This is a genomic window from Acinetobacter sp. YH12097, from assembly GCF_013419225.1.
GTDB classification, from domain to species: Bacteria; Pseudomonadota; Gammaproteobacteria; order Pseudomonadales; family Moraxellaceae; genus Acinetobacter; species Acinetobacter amyesii.
Map to the genome: position 1 here is coordinate 38,717 of NZ_VPAN01000004.1, position 16,755 is coordinate 55,471.

Here is a 16,755-nt window from a genome sequence, read left to right on the forward strand (position 1 = left end):
ACTCAACAAGAATGAAACTTATGAAATTGAAAGCATTCCTTTTGACTGGTCTTGCGGGTCTAACACTTTCTGCATGTACATCTGCACCAACAATTCCACAACTTGAAACAGGTGTATTACAAGAAGTTCAAAACATTGATGTCTACCCAGATACCACAGATAACAAAGCAAAACTGACTAAATTTGTAGATAAATGTGTGATTGAATTTACAGGCAATTTAGAAGAAGCAAAATCTGTTGAACAATGGTCATTTAAAGGCTTAACCCTCATTTCAGGTGGTACAGCAACCTTTGCCAAAGATGGTACAAGTTCAGCACACAATTTTGATTTAAATGCGGCGGATGTACAGAAAAACTTCCTTGCATTACGCGGTCATTTTGCAAAAGATGCGCTTACACAATGTGAATAAATAATAAAAACCATATCTCCAAAATGGAGGTATGGTTTTATTTTTCGTTTAATCTTGAATCATAATCAGTTCAAACCCATAATTTTTAATCATGAAAATCGTAACTAGAACCACACCACAGCAACGCTCAAAACACATATAAGCCACTGTATTTTCATAAAATTACAATAATGCATTAACTTAACCATGTTTCCACACTTCAAACTTCCGCGTATCTGAGCTGTTATTGCATTGTGTGACTTATCGCACAAAACCACTTTTTGCTTTTTTTTACTCTTAAGATGTCCTCTGCTCCAAAAGCGCAAATGCTGAGTGCAACAGCAGCGTTCAATAAAAGAGGACAATTGCAAAGATGAAACCTTTATTTAAAACAACACTGATCACCGCAGCATTATTCGCAACCACTCCACTATTTGCGAACACCGCAGTAGAAACCAATGCGAAAGTTGAAACACAGCAACCGTCTGTACTGCAAAATCTAAAACAAGACATTAATCAGTCTGCGCATACAGCGGGTGACAAAATTGAAAAAGGCGTCGATAAGACCAAAACATTCACCCAAGAAAAATGGCAAGACACCAAAGAATTCAGTGCTGACAAAAAGCAAGATGCAAAAAATAAATGGGCTGACCTAAAACAGTCAAAAGATGAAAAGTCAGATGCAGCGAAAGCCAAGATCGATGCCAAGGCTGAGCAAAATAAAGCTAAGCTTGATGAGCGCAAAGCACAGCTCGATGAAAAAGCTGCAAAAGACAAAGCAAAACTCGATGAACGTAAAAGCAATGTCGACAACAAAGTTAATCAAACCAAGAGCTATTTAGGTGAAAAAGCTCAGGAAGGTCGCCAATTTGCCAGTGAAAAATGGCAACAAACCAAAGCGAATTTCCAAAAAGGTCAAGAAGCCAATGTGAGTGGCAGTAGCAATGTGCAGTTGCAAACGCCTGTGGCACAAGCTGAAGTCCATAGCTCACACGAAGCCAGCTTAGGCGCTCACAAATAAGTAAACTGGCTTTCATACCCTCTCCTCCAGAGAGTAGGCTCACCCTTCGGTGGGCCTTTTTTTGCCTTCATCAAAATACAACCGTGTACAAAGCTGTCATTTGCTGTATTGATTTTGCTACGGCAGGTTTTTTTCGCTGCAATTTTTCCTATAATGCGTTAAAACCGTTCATCAGATAGAAAATCTATAAAATTCAGAGGTGAAGCTGTGAAAATTTCATTAAAAGCAACGTTATGCCTAAGCTTAATATTCACGACACCCATGCTTTGGGCACAAGAAAACACAGCATCGCAAAGTACTGAGCAACAAGCGAAAAAACCTGTGAGCCCTTATGGCGATAATCCAAATTTATTGCATGTGTGGGCCTATAAAGCCCAAGAAGGCGTGGTCGGTGCTGCTAAAAATATTGGTGAAATGACTGAACGTGGAGTTTCTAAAATTAAGCCTTCGGTTGACCAAGCTTGGGACAATACGAAAACTGCTACTCAAAATACAGTGCAACAGGTTGATCAGGGCGCACAGCAAGCCACTCAAAACGTCAATGAAAAATTGAAACAAACCCGTGAAAATATTACAGGTAAAACTAGCCAACCTGCGCCCATTAGCCAACAGTCGTTGAGTGAACCGTCTTCAGGCAATACAATCAATACGGCTCCAAGCAATAATGCGGGGCAAAATAATAATCAATATCCACAAAGTAGCTATCCATCGAGTTCGACGTCTACGACCTATCCAGTGACTGATTTATAATTTAACAGCACATTTAAAAGCTCAACTTTGGTTGGGCTTTTTTAAAACCAAAATTGAATGCTTTTGGTCTTTGGCCTATGCCTATAAAAACAATGAATTAATGAGAAAAAAATGCGAATTTTATTTGGTATCTTGCTTGGTATTCTGCTCTGCGTTGGCTCTGTGATTGGCTTACAACGTTTTCCACAATTGTTGAAAAGTTATCCACAGTTGCAGACTATTTTTCCCCAATTGTACGATTCATACCAATATAACCATGATGCTGAAGGTAAATTATTACAAACCTTAGAAATGCTTGATGACGAAGAATACAAGTCAACTGAAGGCAATGAAGCGACACTGTATCAACTTGATGGTCAATGCAAAATAAACCTCTATGTTTTTGGAGAATCTAATCAATCCCTAACAAGTTATTATTTTCACAATGATCAGATTTTACGTGCCTATGAGACAAATTTGATCTACCCAAATGGTGGCTTTAATCCTGTACCCAATACCAAAGAGCCTTTTAAACTCGAAAAAAGTTATTTACGAATCATGATGCCAAACAGTATCAAGACTGAACTTGAATTTGAGCGGATCAAAAATCATTTCAAACCAGCCTTCATTAAAGCCTGTTAATGCTGTGCATCTTCACTTTGAAGCGATTCACCACACTGTAAAAGTGTTATTGCTTACAGAGATATACCGCACGTACGGTCAATGCCATACAGAGCTGTAAAAGCATCAATCCAACACAGAAAAAGCAGTGTTAAAGACAAAATTTAGTTGACCTGACGACGAGGATGGCCCGCTTCAAAGGCTTCTACATTTTCCACCAATTGCTGCACAATGCGTTGTCGTGCATCGACGCTTCCCCATGCACTATGTGGGGTAATGATTAAATTTGGAATACTTGGGTCGAGCAGCACATTACCCTGCTTGGGTGGCTCTACCGTCAAGACATCGGTTGCTGCGCCTGCGATCTTTCCTGATTTTAATGCCTCGGCTAATGCAGATTCATTGACAACACCACCTCGTGCGCAATTGATCACAAAGGCCGATGCTTTCATTTGAGCCAAGCTTTCATGATTGAGTAAATCACGAGTTTCATCAGTTAAAGGACAATGCAAACTCAGAAAATCGACCTGCGCTAGCATCTCAGAAAATACCACTCGCTCAGCCGCCATGGGGCGATTCGGTAGCGCACCAATCATAATTTTCATGCCAAAAGCTTTAGCCAAATGTGCCACGGCTTGCCCCAATTCGCCATAGCCGACAATCCCCAAAGTCTTACCAGCCAACTCAATAATTGGAAAATCCAGTAAGCAGAACTGATCCGCTTTTTGCCAATTTCCCTGTTGAACCGCCCGATCATACTGTCGAAATGATGTCGCCAAGTTCAACATTAACATCAAGGTATGCTGTGCGACTGCAGCGGTGCCATAAGCTTGGCAATTACACACCACGATGCCTTGTTGCTGTGCGTGTACAAGGTCAACGTTATTGGTGCCAGTAGCAGAAATCAAGATCAGTTTTAATTGCGGATTGAGCTGCATGTGCTCAGCATTGATGTGTACTTTATTGCTGATAATCACATCAGCCCCTTGTATGCGCTGAGTAACCTCTGCAGCCGTTGTTGCGGGATAGAGCGTCAAGTCATCAAACTGTGCTTCTAGTCCGCTAAAATCTAAGTCCTGTTTATCTAGAGACTGATAATCTAGAAATACCGCTTTCATGGCTGCTTCCCTTCTGGCCGATTATAAAGATTCGATTGTGAATGATTAAAACCTGTGATGCACCAAAGTGCAATCGAACAGCATATAAAAAAACCCGCTATTTCGCGGGTTTATCGAGATGATGTTGCAGTGAATTTCGAATTTTGAGTATGACATAAATGGTCAGTATCGTAAGTAACAACATACTGCTGCTAAAAATCAGTATGCTTGAACTAACCCCCTGTGCATAGGCTGAACCCATGGTCAGCACTAAGATGAATAATACAGCAAGCATCTGTGTTGAATGCATACTGATACCCCTCATATTCCTTATGATGTTTTGGGCAGTATGATTGTTTTTTATACTGCCTTTCTCTCATCATAATCTCTTCCTACAAATTAGCAAGCTTTGGATTTTCAACTAAATGTCGAGCTTAAATCTGTTCGGGTTGCACCACGAACTGACAAGATGCATCGGCATTTTCCACAAAGAAGACTTGACCAAATTCATCGCTACTCAAACGCAGTTCTTTATAGTTCAGTGTGTAATAGCCCACATATTTCTGCATTAAAATCGGATGCATACCTGCCGCCAGTTCATCTTGAGCTAAGACCAATTTCATTACCTGACGGTCATTCATCACCACCATGTAACGCTCATCTTGGACTTGGACGTAAACTAGACCTGTGCCCTTCGGCTGCAAAGGAATCAAAAACTTATGGTTCAGCGCAATCACACCGGCTGCATAGCTTTCAATTTTTTGGCTAATCACATTAAACACTAAACCATGTTCAAACTGGTCGAGTAGCAGGCTACGATTTTCCTGTGGTAAAAAGGTCGTGATTCCTAACTTTTGTAGATCTTGCTCACTGACTTGTTTGTTATTAAACAATACCCGTAATAAGGTTTGTTTTTGTTTGGCATCAAAAAATTGTGGATCAAGCTGAAACGAATTGCTTTTTAAAATTTCACCCAAGGCATCTCGATGACGTGTCAGTAAATTTTCGATGACTTTTCGATAGTAGAATTTACTGTTTTTCTTAACCCGACGCATTTTTTGATAAAAATACGGCGCATCAAAAGGATGTCTCAAGAAATCATTTAACAGTTCTGAACTCGCCAATACCGCAATGGCATCATGCCCTGTAAACGGCAGATGCAACACATGCACATGCGGAATTAAAGCCTGTAGTTTTTCAAAGTGTGCGCGATCTTCTGGACAATAAGGATCATACACCACGATATATTCACGTGTAGTCGATACGTCTTCAGCAAGCACCCGCATATTGGCATGCAGATTGGGTTGAAAGAACATGCCATAGCGTGTATCGACAATATCGTCTGGGTCGATGGAGTACTGCGGCACCATACTGACCACACGCTGAAAACCAAATAAATTGGCATACTTAATGGCAGCATAGCCGCCCATGGAACCACCATAGGCAATTCGCAGCTCAAATTGATCAAGGATCGGCTTGATGGCTTGATACATCGGCTGCATTGACGATGCTGGAAACCACGATTTTTGTTTCGGCATCACACCGATCACATTAAAACCATATTTTTGCAAAGACTTCTCGGCATTGATGCTCAAGCCCTTGGCGCGGGTAATCAAATCACCGAAGGAGAAAATAAGCTCACGAGAACTGCCAGGCTGAAAAATGACACGAATTTGATCATCTTCAAAAATGATGTGCTTTTCCATTGTACTTTGCTCCAGTCCTTGTTGCGTCACGCTTTTCCTTCCTTGTTGCATTCAAAGTTTATCTTGTTCCGAATATGCTATTTTATAGAGGCCATACAGATTAAAAAGTGCAGAATATGACACATTCAATACATCCTGCCGCACAACAAGGCTTTAGCTCTGCAGCTGAACTCTATCAACAAGCCCGCCCTGACTACCCGATTGAAATCAGTGCGTGGCTACAACAACATTTAGCTTTAGCCCCTCAAGCCCATCTGGTGGACTTAGGCTCAGGTACAGGCAAATTTCTCGAGTATATTCGCCCACTCAGTGAAAATATCACCGCGATCGAACCTGTGCATGAAATGCTGCAACAATTGCAGAAAAAACATCCGCATATTGCAACTTTAGCCGCCCAAAGTGATCAGATTCCACTGCATGATCATTCTGTGGCAGCGGTATTTTGTGCCCAGTCTTTTCATTGGTTTGCCACCCCTGAAACCCTCAATGAAATCAGTCGTATCTTAGTTCCCAATGGGGATCTTGTATTGATTTGGAACCAACGTGATATCCAAGTCAATTGGGTCAAACAACTCGCTGATGTCTTGAGTGAGCTCGAAGGTGACACACCACGTTATCATAGTGGGCAATGGCAAAAAGTGTTTGAGCAGCAGCAAAAATTTAAATTAATTGCCGAAACCACCTTTCAACAATTGCATCATGGTACAGTGGAACACGTGGTTTCCAAACGATTATTGTCCACCAGTTTTATTGCAGCATTAAGCCCGGATGAACAACAAAAACTGAAACAACAATTTGAAAATATCGTGGCTGAATCAACCCAAAAGACTGCACAGGATTTCATTGATTTTCCGTATATCACGCATGTCTATATCTTTAGAAAAACATATTAGGACACGATTATGCTCTTGCCAATCTCTTTAAAGAAACTCAGTGTCATCTTCCTCATGGGTACGGTGCTAGGACTCACTGCATGTGAAAAATCATCAAAAACGGTGGAACAAAATAGTGAAATCAGTTCCGATGATCAAATCATGAAAGAGCTGAATAGTGATCCTATTAAAAACTTTGCCAAGACCCCAGATGATCTACACGACCTCACGCTACTGACACAATATGACGAGAGCTTTAGTCAAATTAGCGATGAGATGGAAGATGAGCTGATGAAACTGCGTGAGGAAGGAAAACTCACCGATGAATTTGCTACACAGCGTAAGCGTGACAACATCCAGTCGGCGCTGAATATGCTCAAAGAACTCGAAATGAAAACTGAGCAAGGCCGTTATATTCAAGGCTTGATGTATCAGTACTGGGACAATCAATCACAAATTTATCGTGAGAAAAATCAAGCAGCCGATGGCGAGTTAAAAAATCCTAGTGATAGTGTCAAAGGTCTCGGTCAGTTTATTCATGCTCAAGAACAATTGGGACATTGGCAGGAACAATATCCTGAACTACAAAAAACTCGACAGCCTTAATCTTCCAACCCTGTTGCAATCTATTCACCCAAATTCAACTTGGATGAATGAGAGAGCGATACGAGCTTATTACTTAACATCAAGGGTGCAAACCTGCCCTTGATGTGATTGCTCAATCTTGATTTTCGCTATGGTCGTTCAGCATATTGTGGTAAATCACCTGCGATATCATCCCATTCTGCTTTGGATGCGACAAAGATATGACAGGTTGGTTTCTGCGTCAGAGGTGTATCTAAGGTGCCTATACATAAGCGGTAATAATCAGGCGTTTCAGCCTTTATACTGATGATCGGCGAACCACACTCACTACAAAAACAGCGCTGTGTGGTAGCGGTAGACGCATACTGTTTCAGAAACTGCTCACCGGCTACAATTTTAAAATCTGCTTTAGCAATCGGGGCATTGGTCGCAAATGCTGTACCATTGGCTTTGCGGCACCGAGAACAATGGCATTGCATGATCTCACCGACCGGACCATTGATCTCATAACAAACCGCTCCACACAAGCAGCTTCCGGTATATTGTTCTTGTACGCGCATAGTGGTCTTTCTTAGAAGAATTTCATCTCAAAATATCACAACTCCTCAGCAAGATTGTGACAATTTGAAGCGCTTAGTTCTGCAAAGAAACCAGATAGTTTTGAACCCCTTCACCCGCTGCACGACCGGTCGCAAGGCATGCTGTTAGCAAATAGCCTCCTGTAGGCGCATCCCAATCCAACATTTCCCCGCAGACAAATACTGCAGGATTGCTCTTCAATTGTAAGCCATCATTTAGGACTGAATGCTTCACACCACCTGCGCAGCTAATCGCCTCATCTATCGGGCGAAATCCGTCAAGTTGAATATCTAAATGTTTAATTTTCGCTGCTAGTAAGGCCGGCTCATGCCACAAAGATTTATCCACCAGTTCACGGACCAGCGCAGCTTTCGCCGCATCTAAACCGGCTTTACGCCAAACATTGGTTAAAGACTGCTTTTTCGAAGGCTGTAGTTTCTTTACCAATTGCTCAACACTTTGATCTGGCAATAAGTCCAAAGTCAGCTGCATGGGCTGAGCAGATTTCACCTGTTGACGCAGTGCTCGACCTTGTTTGTAGATCAATCCACTTTCCAGTCCATAGTGTGAAATGATGATATCGCCTTGGGTCGGCTCGGCTTGATCGACCCATGCATTGACTCGTTTTAAGGGCTGTCCAAACACGGGCTGCATGAACTTCGACCAAACACGTTCCACACCAGCATTACTGGCCTGAAAAGTTTCAATGCTCTCAGGCTTCAGCCATTTTTGCCATGCGCCATCACTACCTAAACGTGACCAAGACATTGCGCCACATGCCATAATAATTGCATCAAAGCCAAGCACTTGACTTGATTCATCAACAAGGTTTTGAATTGTCAGCTGATTGGACTGTAAGTCCAAAACTTGATGTCGATAATGAAACTGCACCCCATCTAGACTGAGACGTTTTAACCATGCACGCAGCAAAGGCGCAGCTTTCATTTCAATAGGAAAGACCCGACCCGATGAACCAATATAGGTTTCAATACCCAGTCCCATCATCCATTGTTGAATCCATGCTGCATCCCACTGCTTAACCCATGGACTCAGCCATTCCACTTGATCATAGCGCTGTACAAATTGCTCAACGGGTTCTGCATGCGAAATATTCAGCCCCGTCTTGCCCGCCATTAGAAATTTACGGGCTGCCGATGGTTTTTGCTCATAAACATGAATGTCATAGTCAAATTGGCTAAGCACTTCCGCTGCCATCAATCCCGCAGGACCTGCCCCAATGATTGCAATACGCTGAGTCATGCCCGATTATTCCGCAGATGCTTCGGTGGGTTGAATACCTTGTAGCGGCTGAAAATCATCAAAACGTGTGGTGTAATCTACAGGCTTGGTAATGATTAGCTGCTGACAGAGTTCACCACGTTCAAGATATTTAATCTCAAAGTGTGTACGTGCTGAAGTCTCTGCAATGCGTTCTTTAACAAAAGGCAGCTTCCAAACATCGATTAACTGCTGCTGCGCTTCCTCAATGTATTCAGGAATATTACTCGCCAATGTAATCTGACCACCCGGCTGCAAACGCGACAATAAAAATTCAAAAAACGGCATATTTAACCAGCGCTGTGCAGGATTATGCGGTTCAGGGTTTGGATACAAAATAAAGAATTGCTGTACTTGCGCAGGATGTAAGGCATGTACTACCCAAGGCAATGCATCTGCATGAACAGGGCTAAGATTTTGCTGCCCTTCAATTTGATGCTGCTTTTGCATCGCCACAAATTTTTCACGTGTCCGCTCAACAGCAATCAATTGAAATTCAGGATGATTGGCTGAAAACAATAATGCATGTTTACCTTTACCAGCCCCAATTTCCACACAAATCGGTGTGGAATCAATCGGCTGAAAATCACGGGGAGCTCGCATACGCTGCGCTTGAAATTGACGAATAGGCATAAACAGATCAAACTAAACAGAACGGCATAAGTCTAACAACTGCGACTGTATTTGCCTAATTGAATCATCCGTTTTTGCTGGAGTTAAGCATGCCCACCACCATGAATTGTCCACGTTGCGGCGCATTGACGACTTGGGAAAATAATGAATATCGCCCGTTTTGCTCAGATCGTTGTAAATTGATTGATCTCGGTGCATGGGCCAATGATGAATATCGTCTGCCGACACAAGATGCACCTCAGGCCGATGGTGGCCGTGAAGAAGACCAATTCTAAGGACTCAAGTGCATAACCCTATTATTTAGGTAAATAAAACAGGAATCCGTTTGGATTCCTGTTTTGTTAATTTAAGTTTCTCAATCTAGTTGCTTAACCCGCTTTACCAGCAACGAAAGGATTATGTTGTTTTTCATAACCAATGGTACTCATTGGACCATGCCCTGAAATAAACTGCGTGTCATCCGGCAAGCTAAAACATTCACGCTGAATGGAGTCGAGTAATTGTTGATGGTTACCGCGTGGAAAATCTGTCCGGCCTATCGAGCCTTTAAATAACACATCCCCCGTCCAAAGCACGGCATATTTTGCGTTATAGAACATGACATGACCTGGTGTATGCCCCGGTGCAAAACGAACTTCAAACTCTTCTGCACCCAGCTTCAAGGTTTCGCCGCCTTCCAACCATTGGGTCACATGGACATTTTCAGGGATCGGGAAACCGTATTTCGCAGAAACCTCCTGAATCATGTCCAACCAAAACGCATCTTCTTTATGCGGGCCAATCACTGGAACATTCCAAGCTTGGGTTAATGCCCCAACCGCACCTGCATGGTCTAAATGGCCATGCGTTAACCACAAGGCTTTGACCGTTAAACCGAGCGCTTCAACTTCGGCTTTTAATTTTTCAGGCTCTCCCCCTGCATCAATCAAGACCGCTTCTTTCGACTCAGAGTCCCAAACAATGGAACAGTTTTGTTGAAATGCCGTAACGGGCACGATTTTAACTTGCAACATAGGGCGAAAACCTCAAGGCGATGAATGGGCTAATGTTTGCTTTAAGGCATCAAGATTAGCTTGAAGTAATAAATTGAGCAATGCGACATGATCATCCCGCGCGTTTAATGCAGGAATATAACCATATTCACCACCGCCTGCAGCTTGGAAAATTTCAGCATTTTGCAGCGCCAACTCTTCTAGCGTTTCCAAACAATCCGCTGAAAATGCAGGGCTCATAACCTGTACCGATTTCACGCCTTGTTTGCCCCATGCGTCCAAAGTGGCATCAGTATAAGGTTTCACCCATTCTTGCTTACCAAAGCGAGATTGGAAACTGATTTCATATTGATCTTCAGTTAAACCAAGCGCTTGCGCGACTAAATGTCCTGTTACACGGCAACGGTCAGCATAGGGATCACCCTTGTCTGCATAAGGCTGTGGAATGCCATGAAAAGACATCAATAACTTATCCGCGACCCCATGCTCCGCTTGATAATCACGCACACTTTGCGCTAAAGCTTGAATAAATAGCGGGTGCTGATAGTAATCACGAATAATACTCAAGCCCGGCAAATTGCGTTGCTGCGGAATCCATTGTGCGATCGCATCATATAGCGGTGCAGTCGATGTTGCTGAATATTGTGGGAATAGTGGAAACAGGACGATGTGGTCTTGTGGCTGCTGTGCCAATTGATCTAAAGCTGCTTGAATGCCTGGATTGCCATAGGTCATGGCAGGAACCACCTTCAGTTCAAATTCTGGATACGCTTGAGTTAAATGTGCTTTTACAGCGTCAACTTGCGCCAACAATATTTCACGCATAGGCGAATCATTGCCCCAAACCATTTCATAGGCATGCGCCACACGCTTTGGTCGAAATGGCAAAATGAACAAACGCAAAATCAATTGCCAAATCGGTTTTGGAATTTCAATCACCCGCTGATCTGACAAAAACTGTTGCAGAAAACGACGCACTGCGGGCACAGTTGGCGCATCAGGCGTGCCTAAGTTCGCCAGAATAATGGTGACTTTAGCTTTTTCGGCAGACAACATTACACTTTTTCCATCAATTTGAATGACGCTAATGTAGCAGCTTTTTATCTATTTTATAAAACAGATTAATATACAGTTTTAAATTGGAAAACCCGATCATTATCCAACAAATTACTTTCCAGTAGTTTTTGACCTTTCGAGGTCACTTGCCACAACATGCGTTGACGGTCATCACGTCCATTTGGAATGATCCAATCATTTTGACGCATTTGACTCTTGATACTATGCAAAGCCCGAATATTCACCTGAGCACGAGCAACCGCATGCGCACGAGGCATTTCAACGCGGGCATCTTCCAAACCTGTTTCGTTTAGAAATTCATTCATGCGTTTAGAGAAAAACTCTTCTGGGGTCGGATTGACAAAAGTTGAACCTAAAATCGAAAGCAACTGTGCCCACGTCATTTTTTTCTGAACTTTCAGCTCTTTAAAATTGCCGTCTTGATAGGCATGCATGCGATATTCAAAAGAGAACACTTCATGCATAGACACTTTCGGTAAGCTCAGGAATGGGTCGACTTCTCGTTTTCCTGATTCTGTTTCGAGTTGAACTAACTGGGCTTTTAAGCGATCAATTTCATCATGCAAAGCTTGGGTATTTTGCGGACGAACCCAACCTGAAACAGGATAGCGCTCTAGCATTTGCGGCATGTTCAATCGCACTGCCATTTCTAAATCACGCAAGGTTCGATAGCTAAAGACTTGATCCACTTCATTTTGCAATAGCTTACGAAAGTCTTTGAATTTTTCACGTAGCTCAGGCTTTTCATCATGCAAAGAAAGATCACGTGAATTTGGATCTTCATGCATAAACACAATGACCGGCTTTTGTTTCGTCACTGCATAAATATATTCAAGGTGCATATAACCCACACCTGAAACAGACTGCTCGCCATACTGACTACCCAGTAAGATCACCACATAATCACAGTCATCAATTTGACGACGCGCAAAAGCCGTACTTAATGGTGTGCGCTGTTCCAACCCCCAAGAGAAAAAACCCATCCCTACAAGCGTCTGAGCCAAAATGATCCGTTCTGGCTGCATTTCACTGCCAGATGTGGAAATGAATACTTGATAACGCTTATCGAGCATTAGAGATCCTCTTCCCGTTGCACGCTATATCCAGCACTCAAAAAAGTGGTTGCTGAAACATACAGCATGACTACCCCAAATAGATTTAAATTGTTTTATCTAAAATCGTTCAATCACAATGATTAAAATTCTAAACTTGCCGCCTGAATATTGCAGATTTTCCAAGTGATTTGATCATCTTGAATTAAGCGTGCTACCACAGGTGTTAAGTTTTCCGCATTATTTCCACTGACATAACATTCGATACGCAGTGAATCTTGGCGGTTATGCTCAAATAATAACTCATTTTTAATCAAAATTTGGGCTGTTTGTCGTGCAACCGCAAATCCTGAGTCAATTAATGTCAGCTTCTGACCAAAAATATACTGAATTGCCGATTTTAGGAAGGGGTAATGCGTACATCCAAGCACTAAATAATCTGCACCTGCATCTACAACTGGCTGTAATATCTCAGTTAATGTCTGCAGGCAAGGCTCAGTCATTTGCGCCCCCGCTTCAACAAAGGGCACCAATTCCAAAGAAGTCACTGACAAAACTTGCACCCCTGCAGGTTCAGCAAATCGCTGCATGACATCTTTGATTAATTTACCCCGAAAAGTCGCAGGCGTTGCGAGGACAGCCACAGTTTTACTTTTGGTCTGTAATACCGCAGGTTTTAAGGCTGGAACCAAGCCAATAATCGGAAAATTTTCACCGTAGTGTTCACGCAAATAATCCAAACTAAATGCCGATGCCGTATTGCATGCCACCACCGCGACTTTACACCCCTGACGGTATAACCACTCAATCGCATGTGCAGTCAGTTCACGGATGTCCTGATCTTGACGCGGGCCATAAGGGACATGTGCCGTATCTGCAAAATAAACAATCCGTTCATTCGGTAAATAACGTGCAATTTCCAACGCAACAGACAAACCACCAATACCTGAGTCAAATACCCCAATAGGCGCATCAGCAGTCGCTTTTGGCATGGGTACATTTAAGGGGTAAATGGGATGAATGGCGGTCATAGGGTCACTTTAATTTAGATTCAGAATGACAAGGTGGAAAGCTTAAACCTCAGGTGCCTAATTGCAAGTGCAAATCACCACTTTGTAACACTAAAATGGACTCCCCTTGCTCATTTTCAAGCAGCTCACCCATCTCGACTAAATGAAAAAATGCAGCACGTTGAATTAAGGCATTTATACCAAAACGAACATGCACATAAGGACGTAGTTCACCCTGATATTCACGCATAAAAATCGGATGTTCCTGATCAACAATAATCAGGTCTTGGGTGGTTGTGGTGAATTGAATATAGTTTTTAGCGTCAATCTCAACGTGATCCACCTGATTGACAAATAAAGGCTCATCTTCCACCTGTATTTCAATTTGTTCCACAGGGGTTTTTAAATAGAATTTCCCATCTTCTTTCCAAAGCACGGTTGAGAACAGATCAATGAGTGCTTGCCGCTTGATCAATTGACCATCGTGCCACCATTCTCCATTGGCTAAAACCTTCAAATCCATTGCACCACAATGCTTTGGATGCCATTGATCTAATGGAGGGATTGACCTTTTGTGACCGGACTGTCCATCTTTTAAGTATTGTGCAATGTTCATTAAATTTCTATCATCCCTATTAATGAATTTTTTCGTCGGGTTTTCGTTCAATTGCTGCTTCATCCGCCTAATAAATACCTTAGTGACGGAAAAATAATATGATTCAGCCAATTGGCTAGAACTCGGTTTAAAACTATACTAGCCCACAATATCAAAGACACGATAGAAAAATTGTGTCTGGGCATTAAGAACACTCATGGCAGCACCATTTAAATGAATTGAATGGATGCCACCTTCCGAAATATGAGGAGTCCTACATGGAACACATCGAACGTGAATCGATGGAGTTTGACGTAGTTATCGTCGGTGCAGGTCCTGCCGGCCTATCTGCTGCGATTAAAATTCGTCAACTTGCAATTGAAAATAACCTAAACGATCTGTCCGTTTGTGTCGTGGAAAAGGGCTCCGAAGTGGGTGCGCATATTCTATCAGGTGCTGTGCTTGAACCTCGCGCAATGAATGAATTGTTCCCAGATTGGAAAGAACAAGGTGCACCTTTAAATGTGCCTGTGACTGAAGATAAAACCTTCTTCTTATTGTCTGATGAAAAATCACAAGAAGCACCACATTGGATGGTGCCTAAAACCATGCATAACGATGGCAACTATGTTATTTCGTTAGGTAATGTGGTTCGTTGGTTGGGCGCTAAAGCTGAAGAATTAGAAGTGTCTATTTTCCCAGGTTTTGCAGCGTCTGAAATCCTTTACCACGAAGATGGTACTGTGAAAGGTATTCAGACTGGTGACATGGGCATTGGTAAAGATGGCGAACCAACGCATAACTTTACTCCTGGCTATGAACTTCATGCGAAATACACATTATTTGCTGAAGGCTGTCGTGGTCATTTAGGTAAACGTTTAATCCAAAAATTCAACTTGGATAAAGATGCCGATCCACAACATTACGGTATTGGTATTAAAGAATTATGGGAAATAGATCCTGCTAAACATAAACCAGGTTTGGTGATGCACGGTGCAGGTTGGCCTTTAAGTGAAACAGGTTCTTCAGGCGGTTGGTGGTTATACCACGCTGAAAACAACCAAGTGACTTTGGGCATGATCGTTGACTTATCATATACCAATCCACACATGTATCCATTTATGGAAATGCAACGTTGGAAAACACATCCACTGATCAAGCAATATCTTGAGGGTGGTAAACGTATTTCTTATGGCGCACGTGCGGTTGTAAAAGGTGGTTTCAACTCTCTACCTAAATTCACTTTCCCAGGTGGTAGCTTAATTGGTGATGACGCAGGTTTCCTAAACTTTGCAAAAATCAAAGGCTCTCACACTGCCATGAAATCAGGCATGCTGTGCGGTGAAGCTGTATTTGAAGCGATTGCTGCGGGTGTGGAAAAAGGTGGTGACCTTGCCATTGCACGTGTAACTGAAGGTGAAGACTTCTTCACAAAAGAGTTAACTGCGTACACAGACAAGTTTAACAACAGTTGGTTGAAAGAAGAGTTATATAACTCTCGTAACTTCGGCCCTGCTATGCATAAGTTTGGTCAATGGATGGGTGGTGCGTTCAACTTTGTTGATCAAAACATCTTTAAAGTGCCATTTACACTACATGACTTACAGCCAGACTTCAGCGCTTTAAAAACTGTTGATGCTGCGAACTTCAAACCTAATTATCCAAAACCAGATGGTAAAATAACATTTGACCGTTTGTCTTCAGTATTCGTATCGAATACCGTTCATGAAGAAAACCAGCCTGCTCACTTGAAACTGACAGATGCGTCTATTCCAGTAAATGTGAACTTACCAAAATGGGATGAGCCTGCTCAGCGCTACTGCCCTGCTGGTGTTTATGAAATTATGGAAGAGAATGCCGGTTCTAAGCGTTTCCAAATTAACGCAGCAAACTGTGTTCACTGTAAGACGTGTGATATCAAAGATCCGTCTCAAAACATTACTTGGGTAACACCTGAGGGTGGCGGTGGTCCGAACTATCCGAATATGTAATCTTTTTGAGATTGAAATAAACCCGCTTCGCGCGGGTTTATTTATATCGTATTAAAAACTATTTAGAGTTAATCACTAAATCATACTTTTTATTAAAATCAGTCACACCATCCATAACTCCTCCTCTAAACTCACCTTTAATTTCAATTTGATAATTACCTTCAACCTTTGGAGTTCCTTGTATCTTTATTACATTTCTATCAAATGGAGGCTCTCCCTCTATCGTGATAACAAGACCAGAATTACTTGGAAGGTTTGTAAAAAAATCTATATCTAAAATATTAATATCTTCAATTTTAATTGAATCTACATAGTATTTATTTAAAAAAGCGGGTTTCAAATAATCAGGATTTATTTTTATCTTCGACATACAGCCAAAAAGATTAAGAAAAACAAAAATTAAAAGATAATTTTTCATAATTAAAAAAATAAGTTTAAATGTTAAAAAAAATCAAATTCTAATTACATTCAAGAAAAAATATCTGATTTTTTATAACACAAACAAGCCAAACAAAATTCTATTTATAT

General features: G+C 41.9%; 20 protein-coding genes. 8 read left to right on the forward strand and 12 right to left on the reverse strand.

From position 1 onward, the window contains the following. The first annotated feature begins 20 nt into the window (after positions 1–20). The 4 genes from FTU37_RS03185 to FTU37_RS03200 all read left to right on the forward strand — a co-directional run bounded on the left by FTU37_RS03185 (position 21) and on the right by FTU37_RS03200 (position 2,781). Positions 21–410: a hypothetical protein gene (locus tag FTU37_RS03185; protein ID WP_078189759.1), complete on the forward strand. Its 390-nt coding sequence runs from the start codon at positions 21–23 to the stop codon at positions 408–410. A 352-nt stretch (positions 411–762) separates the two neighbouring features. Then, the gene (locus FTU37_RS03190; RefSeq protein ID WP_168377940.1) at positions 763–1,410 is read left to right on the forward strand and encodes a hypothetical protein; all 648 of its coding nucleotides are present in this window, start codon (positions 763–765) and stop codon (positions 1,408–1,410) included. Between the two features lie 261 nt (positions 1,411–1,671). Continuing rightward, entirely contained in the window at positions 1,672–2,160 is a 489-nt protein-coding gene (locus FTU37_RS03195; RefSeq protein WP_252725795.1) for a hypothetical protein, read from the forward strand. Between the two features lie 111 nt (positions 2,161–2,271). After that, positions 2,272–2,781, forward strand: a complete 510-nt coding sequence (locus FTU37_RS03200; RefSeq protein WP_180123779.1) for a hypothetical protein — start codon at positions 2,272–2,274, stop codon at positions 2,779–2,781. Positions 2,782–2,924: 143 nt separating this feature from the next. Here FTU37_RS03200 and FTU37_RS03205 read toward each other — a convergent pair whose 3' ends face one another. The 3 genes from FTU37_RS03205 to FTU37_RS03215 form a co-directional block, all read right to left on the reverse strand. Next, positions 2,925–3,878, reverse strand: a complete 954-nt coding sequence (locus tag FTU37_RS03205; RefSeq protein ID WP_168377942.1) for a 2-hydroxyacid dehydrogenase — start codon at positions 3,876–3,878, stop codon at positions 2,925–2,927. Positions 3,879–3,975: 97 nt separating this feature from the next. After that, positions 3,976–4,167, reverse strand: a complete 192-nt coding sequence (locus FTU37_RS03210) for a hypothetical protein (protein WP_078189765.1) — start codon at positions 4,165–4,167, stop codon at positions 3,976–3,978. Positions 4,168–4,291: 124 nt separating this feature from the next. After that, positions 4,292–5,563: an alpha/beta fold hydrolase gene (locus FTU37_RS03215; protein WP_168377997.1), complete on the reverse strand. Its 1,272-nt coding sequence runs from the start codon at positions 5,561–5,563 to the stop codon at positions 4,292–4,294. A 116-nt stretch (positions 5,564–5,679) separates the two neighbouring features. Between FTU37_RS03215 and FTU37_RS03220 the strand changes: the two genes are divergently transcribed. Together FTU37_RS03220 and FTU37_RS03225 are read left to right on the forward strand one after the other, a co-directional pair. After that, positions 5,680–6,456, forward strand: a complete 777-nt coding sequence (locus FTU37_RS03220; protein ID WP_168377943.1) for a class I SAM-dependent methyltransferase — start codon at positions 5,680–5,682, stop codon at positions 6,454–6,456. A 9-nt stretch (positions 6,457–6,465) separates the two neighbouring features. Beyond that, complete coding sequence (locus FTU37_RS03225) at positions 6,466–7,041, forward strand: hypothetical protein (protein ID WP_168377944.1); 576 nt, start codon at positions 6,466–6,468, stop codon at positions 7,039–7,041. A 128-nt stretch (positions 7,042–7,169) separates the two neighbouring features. On the opposite strand, the gene FTU37_RS03230 is transcribed toward FTU37_RS03225, so the two are convergent. The 3 genes from FTU37_RS03230 to FTU37_RS03240 form a co-directional block, all read right to left on the reverse strand. Next, complete coding sequence (locus tag FTU37_RS03230) at positions 7,170–7,580, reverse strand: GFA family protein (protein ID WP_168377945.1); 411 nt, start codon at positions 7,578–7,580, stop codon at positions 7,170–7,172. Between the two features lie 73 nt (positions 7,581–7,653). Further along, positions 7,654–8,859 carry a TIGR03862 family flavoprotein gene (locus tag FTU37_RS03235; protein ID WP_168377946.1) on the reverse strand — a complete coding sequence of 402 codons (1,206 nt, stop codon included), beginning with the start codon at positions 8,857–8,859 and terminating at the stop codon, positions 7,654–7,656. Between the two features lie 6 nt (positions 8,860–8,865). Further along, positions 8,866–9,516, reverse strand: coding sequence for a DUF938 domain-containing protein (locus FTU37_RS03240; RefSeq protein WP_171525842.1), 651 nt, complete (start codon positions 9,514–9,516; stop codon positions 8,866–8,868). 83 nt (positions 9,517–9,599) lie between these two features. On the opposite strand from FTU37_RS03240, the gene FTU37_RS03245 reads away from it, so the two are divergent. Continuing rightward, positions 9,600–9,785 (forward strand): DNA gyrase inhibitor YacG, encoded by a 186-nt coding sequence (locus FTU37_RS03245; RefSeq protein ID WP_078189771.1) that lies wholly within the window; start codon positions 9,600–9,602, stop codon positions 9,783–9,785. A 93-nt stretch (positions 9,786–9,878) separates the two neighbouring features. Here FTU37_RS03245 and FTU37_RS03250 read toward each other — a convergent pair whose 3' ends face one another. The 5 genes from FTU37_RS03250 to FTU37_RS03270 all read right to left on the reverse strand — a co-directional run bounded on the left by FTU37_RS03250 (position 9,879) and on the right by FTU37_RS03270 (position 14,320). Next, a complete protein-coding gene (locus FTU37_RS03250; RefSeq protein WP_078189772.1) occupies positions 9,879–10,523 on the reverse strand; it encodes an MBL fold metallo-hydrolase in 645 nt (214 codons plus the stop codon). A 12-nt stretch (positions 10,524–10,535) separates the two neighbouring features. Then, positions 10,536–11,558, reverse strand: coding sequence for a ferrochelatase (hemH, locus tag FTU37_RS03255; RefSeq protein ID WP_168377948.1), 1,023 nt, complete (start codon positions 11,556–11,558; stop codon positions 10,536–10,538). 65 nt (positions 11,559–11,623) lie between these two features. Then, the gene (locus FTU37_RS03260; protein WP_180054294.1) at positions 11,624–12,652 is read right to left on the reverse strand and encodes a DUF4062 domain-containing protein; all 1,029 of its coding nucleotides are present in this window, start codon (positions 12,650–12,652) and stop codon (positions 11,624–11,626) included. Positions 12,653–12,774: 122 nt separating this feature from the next. Next, positions 12,775–13,662, reverse strand: coding sequence for a glutamate racemase (gene murI / locus FTU37_RS03265; protein WP_168377950.1), 888 nt, complete (start codon positions 13,660–13,662; stop codon positions 12,775–12,777). 49 nt (positions 13,663–13,711) lie between these two features. Continuing rightward, complete coding sequence (locus tag FTU37_RS03270) at positions 13,712–14,320, reverse strand: DUF1285 domain-containing protein (RefSeq protein WP_168377951.1); 609 nt, start codon at positions 14,318–14,320, stop codon at positions 13,712–13,714. A 194-nt stretch (positions 14,321–14,514) separates the two neighbouring features. Between FTU37_RS03270 and FTU37_RS03275 the strand changes: the two genes are divergently transcribed. Then, the gene (locus tag FTU37_RS03275; RefSeq protein WP_180123780.1) at positions 14,515–16,227 is read left to right on the forward strand and encodes an electron transfer flavoprotein-ubiquinone oxidoreductase; all 1,713 of its coding nucleotides are present in this window, start codon (positions 14,515–14,517) and stop codon (positions 16,225–16,227) included. A 58-nt stretch (positions 16,228–16,285) separates the two neighbouring features. Here FTU37_RS03275 and FTU37_RS03280 read toward each other — a convergent pair whose 3' ends face one another. Further along, positions 16,286–16,597 carry a hypothetical protein gene (locus FTU37_RS03280; RefSeq protein WP_249748604.1) on the reverse strand — a complete coding sequence of 104 codons (312 nt, stop codon included), beginning with the start codon at positions 16,595–16,597 and terminating at the stop codon, positions 16,286–16,288. Positions 16,598–16,755: the final 158 nt, after the last annotated feature.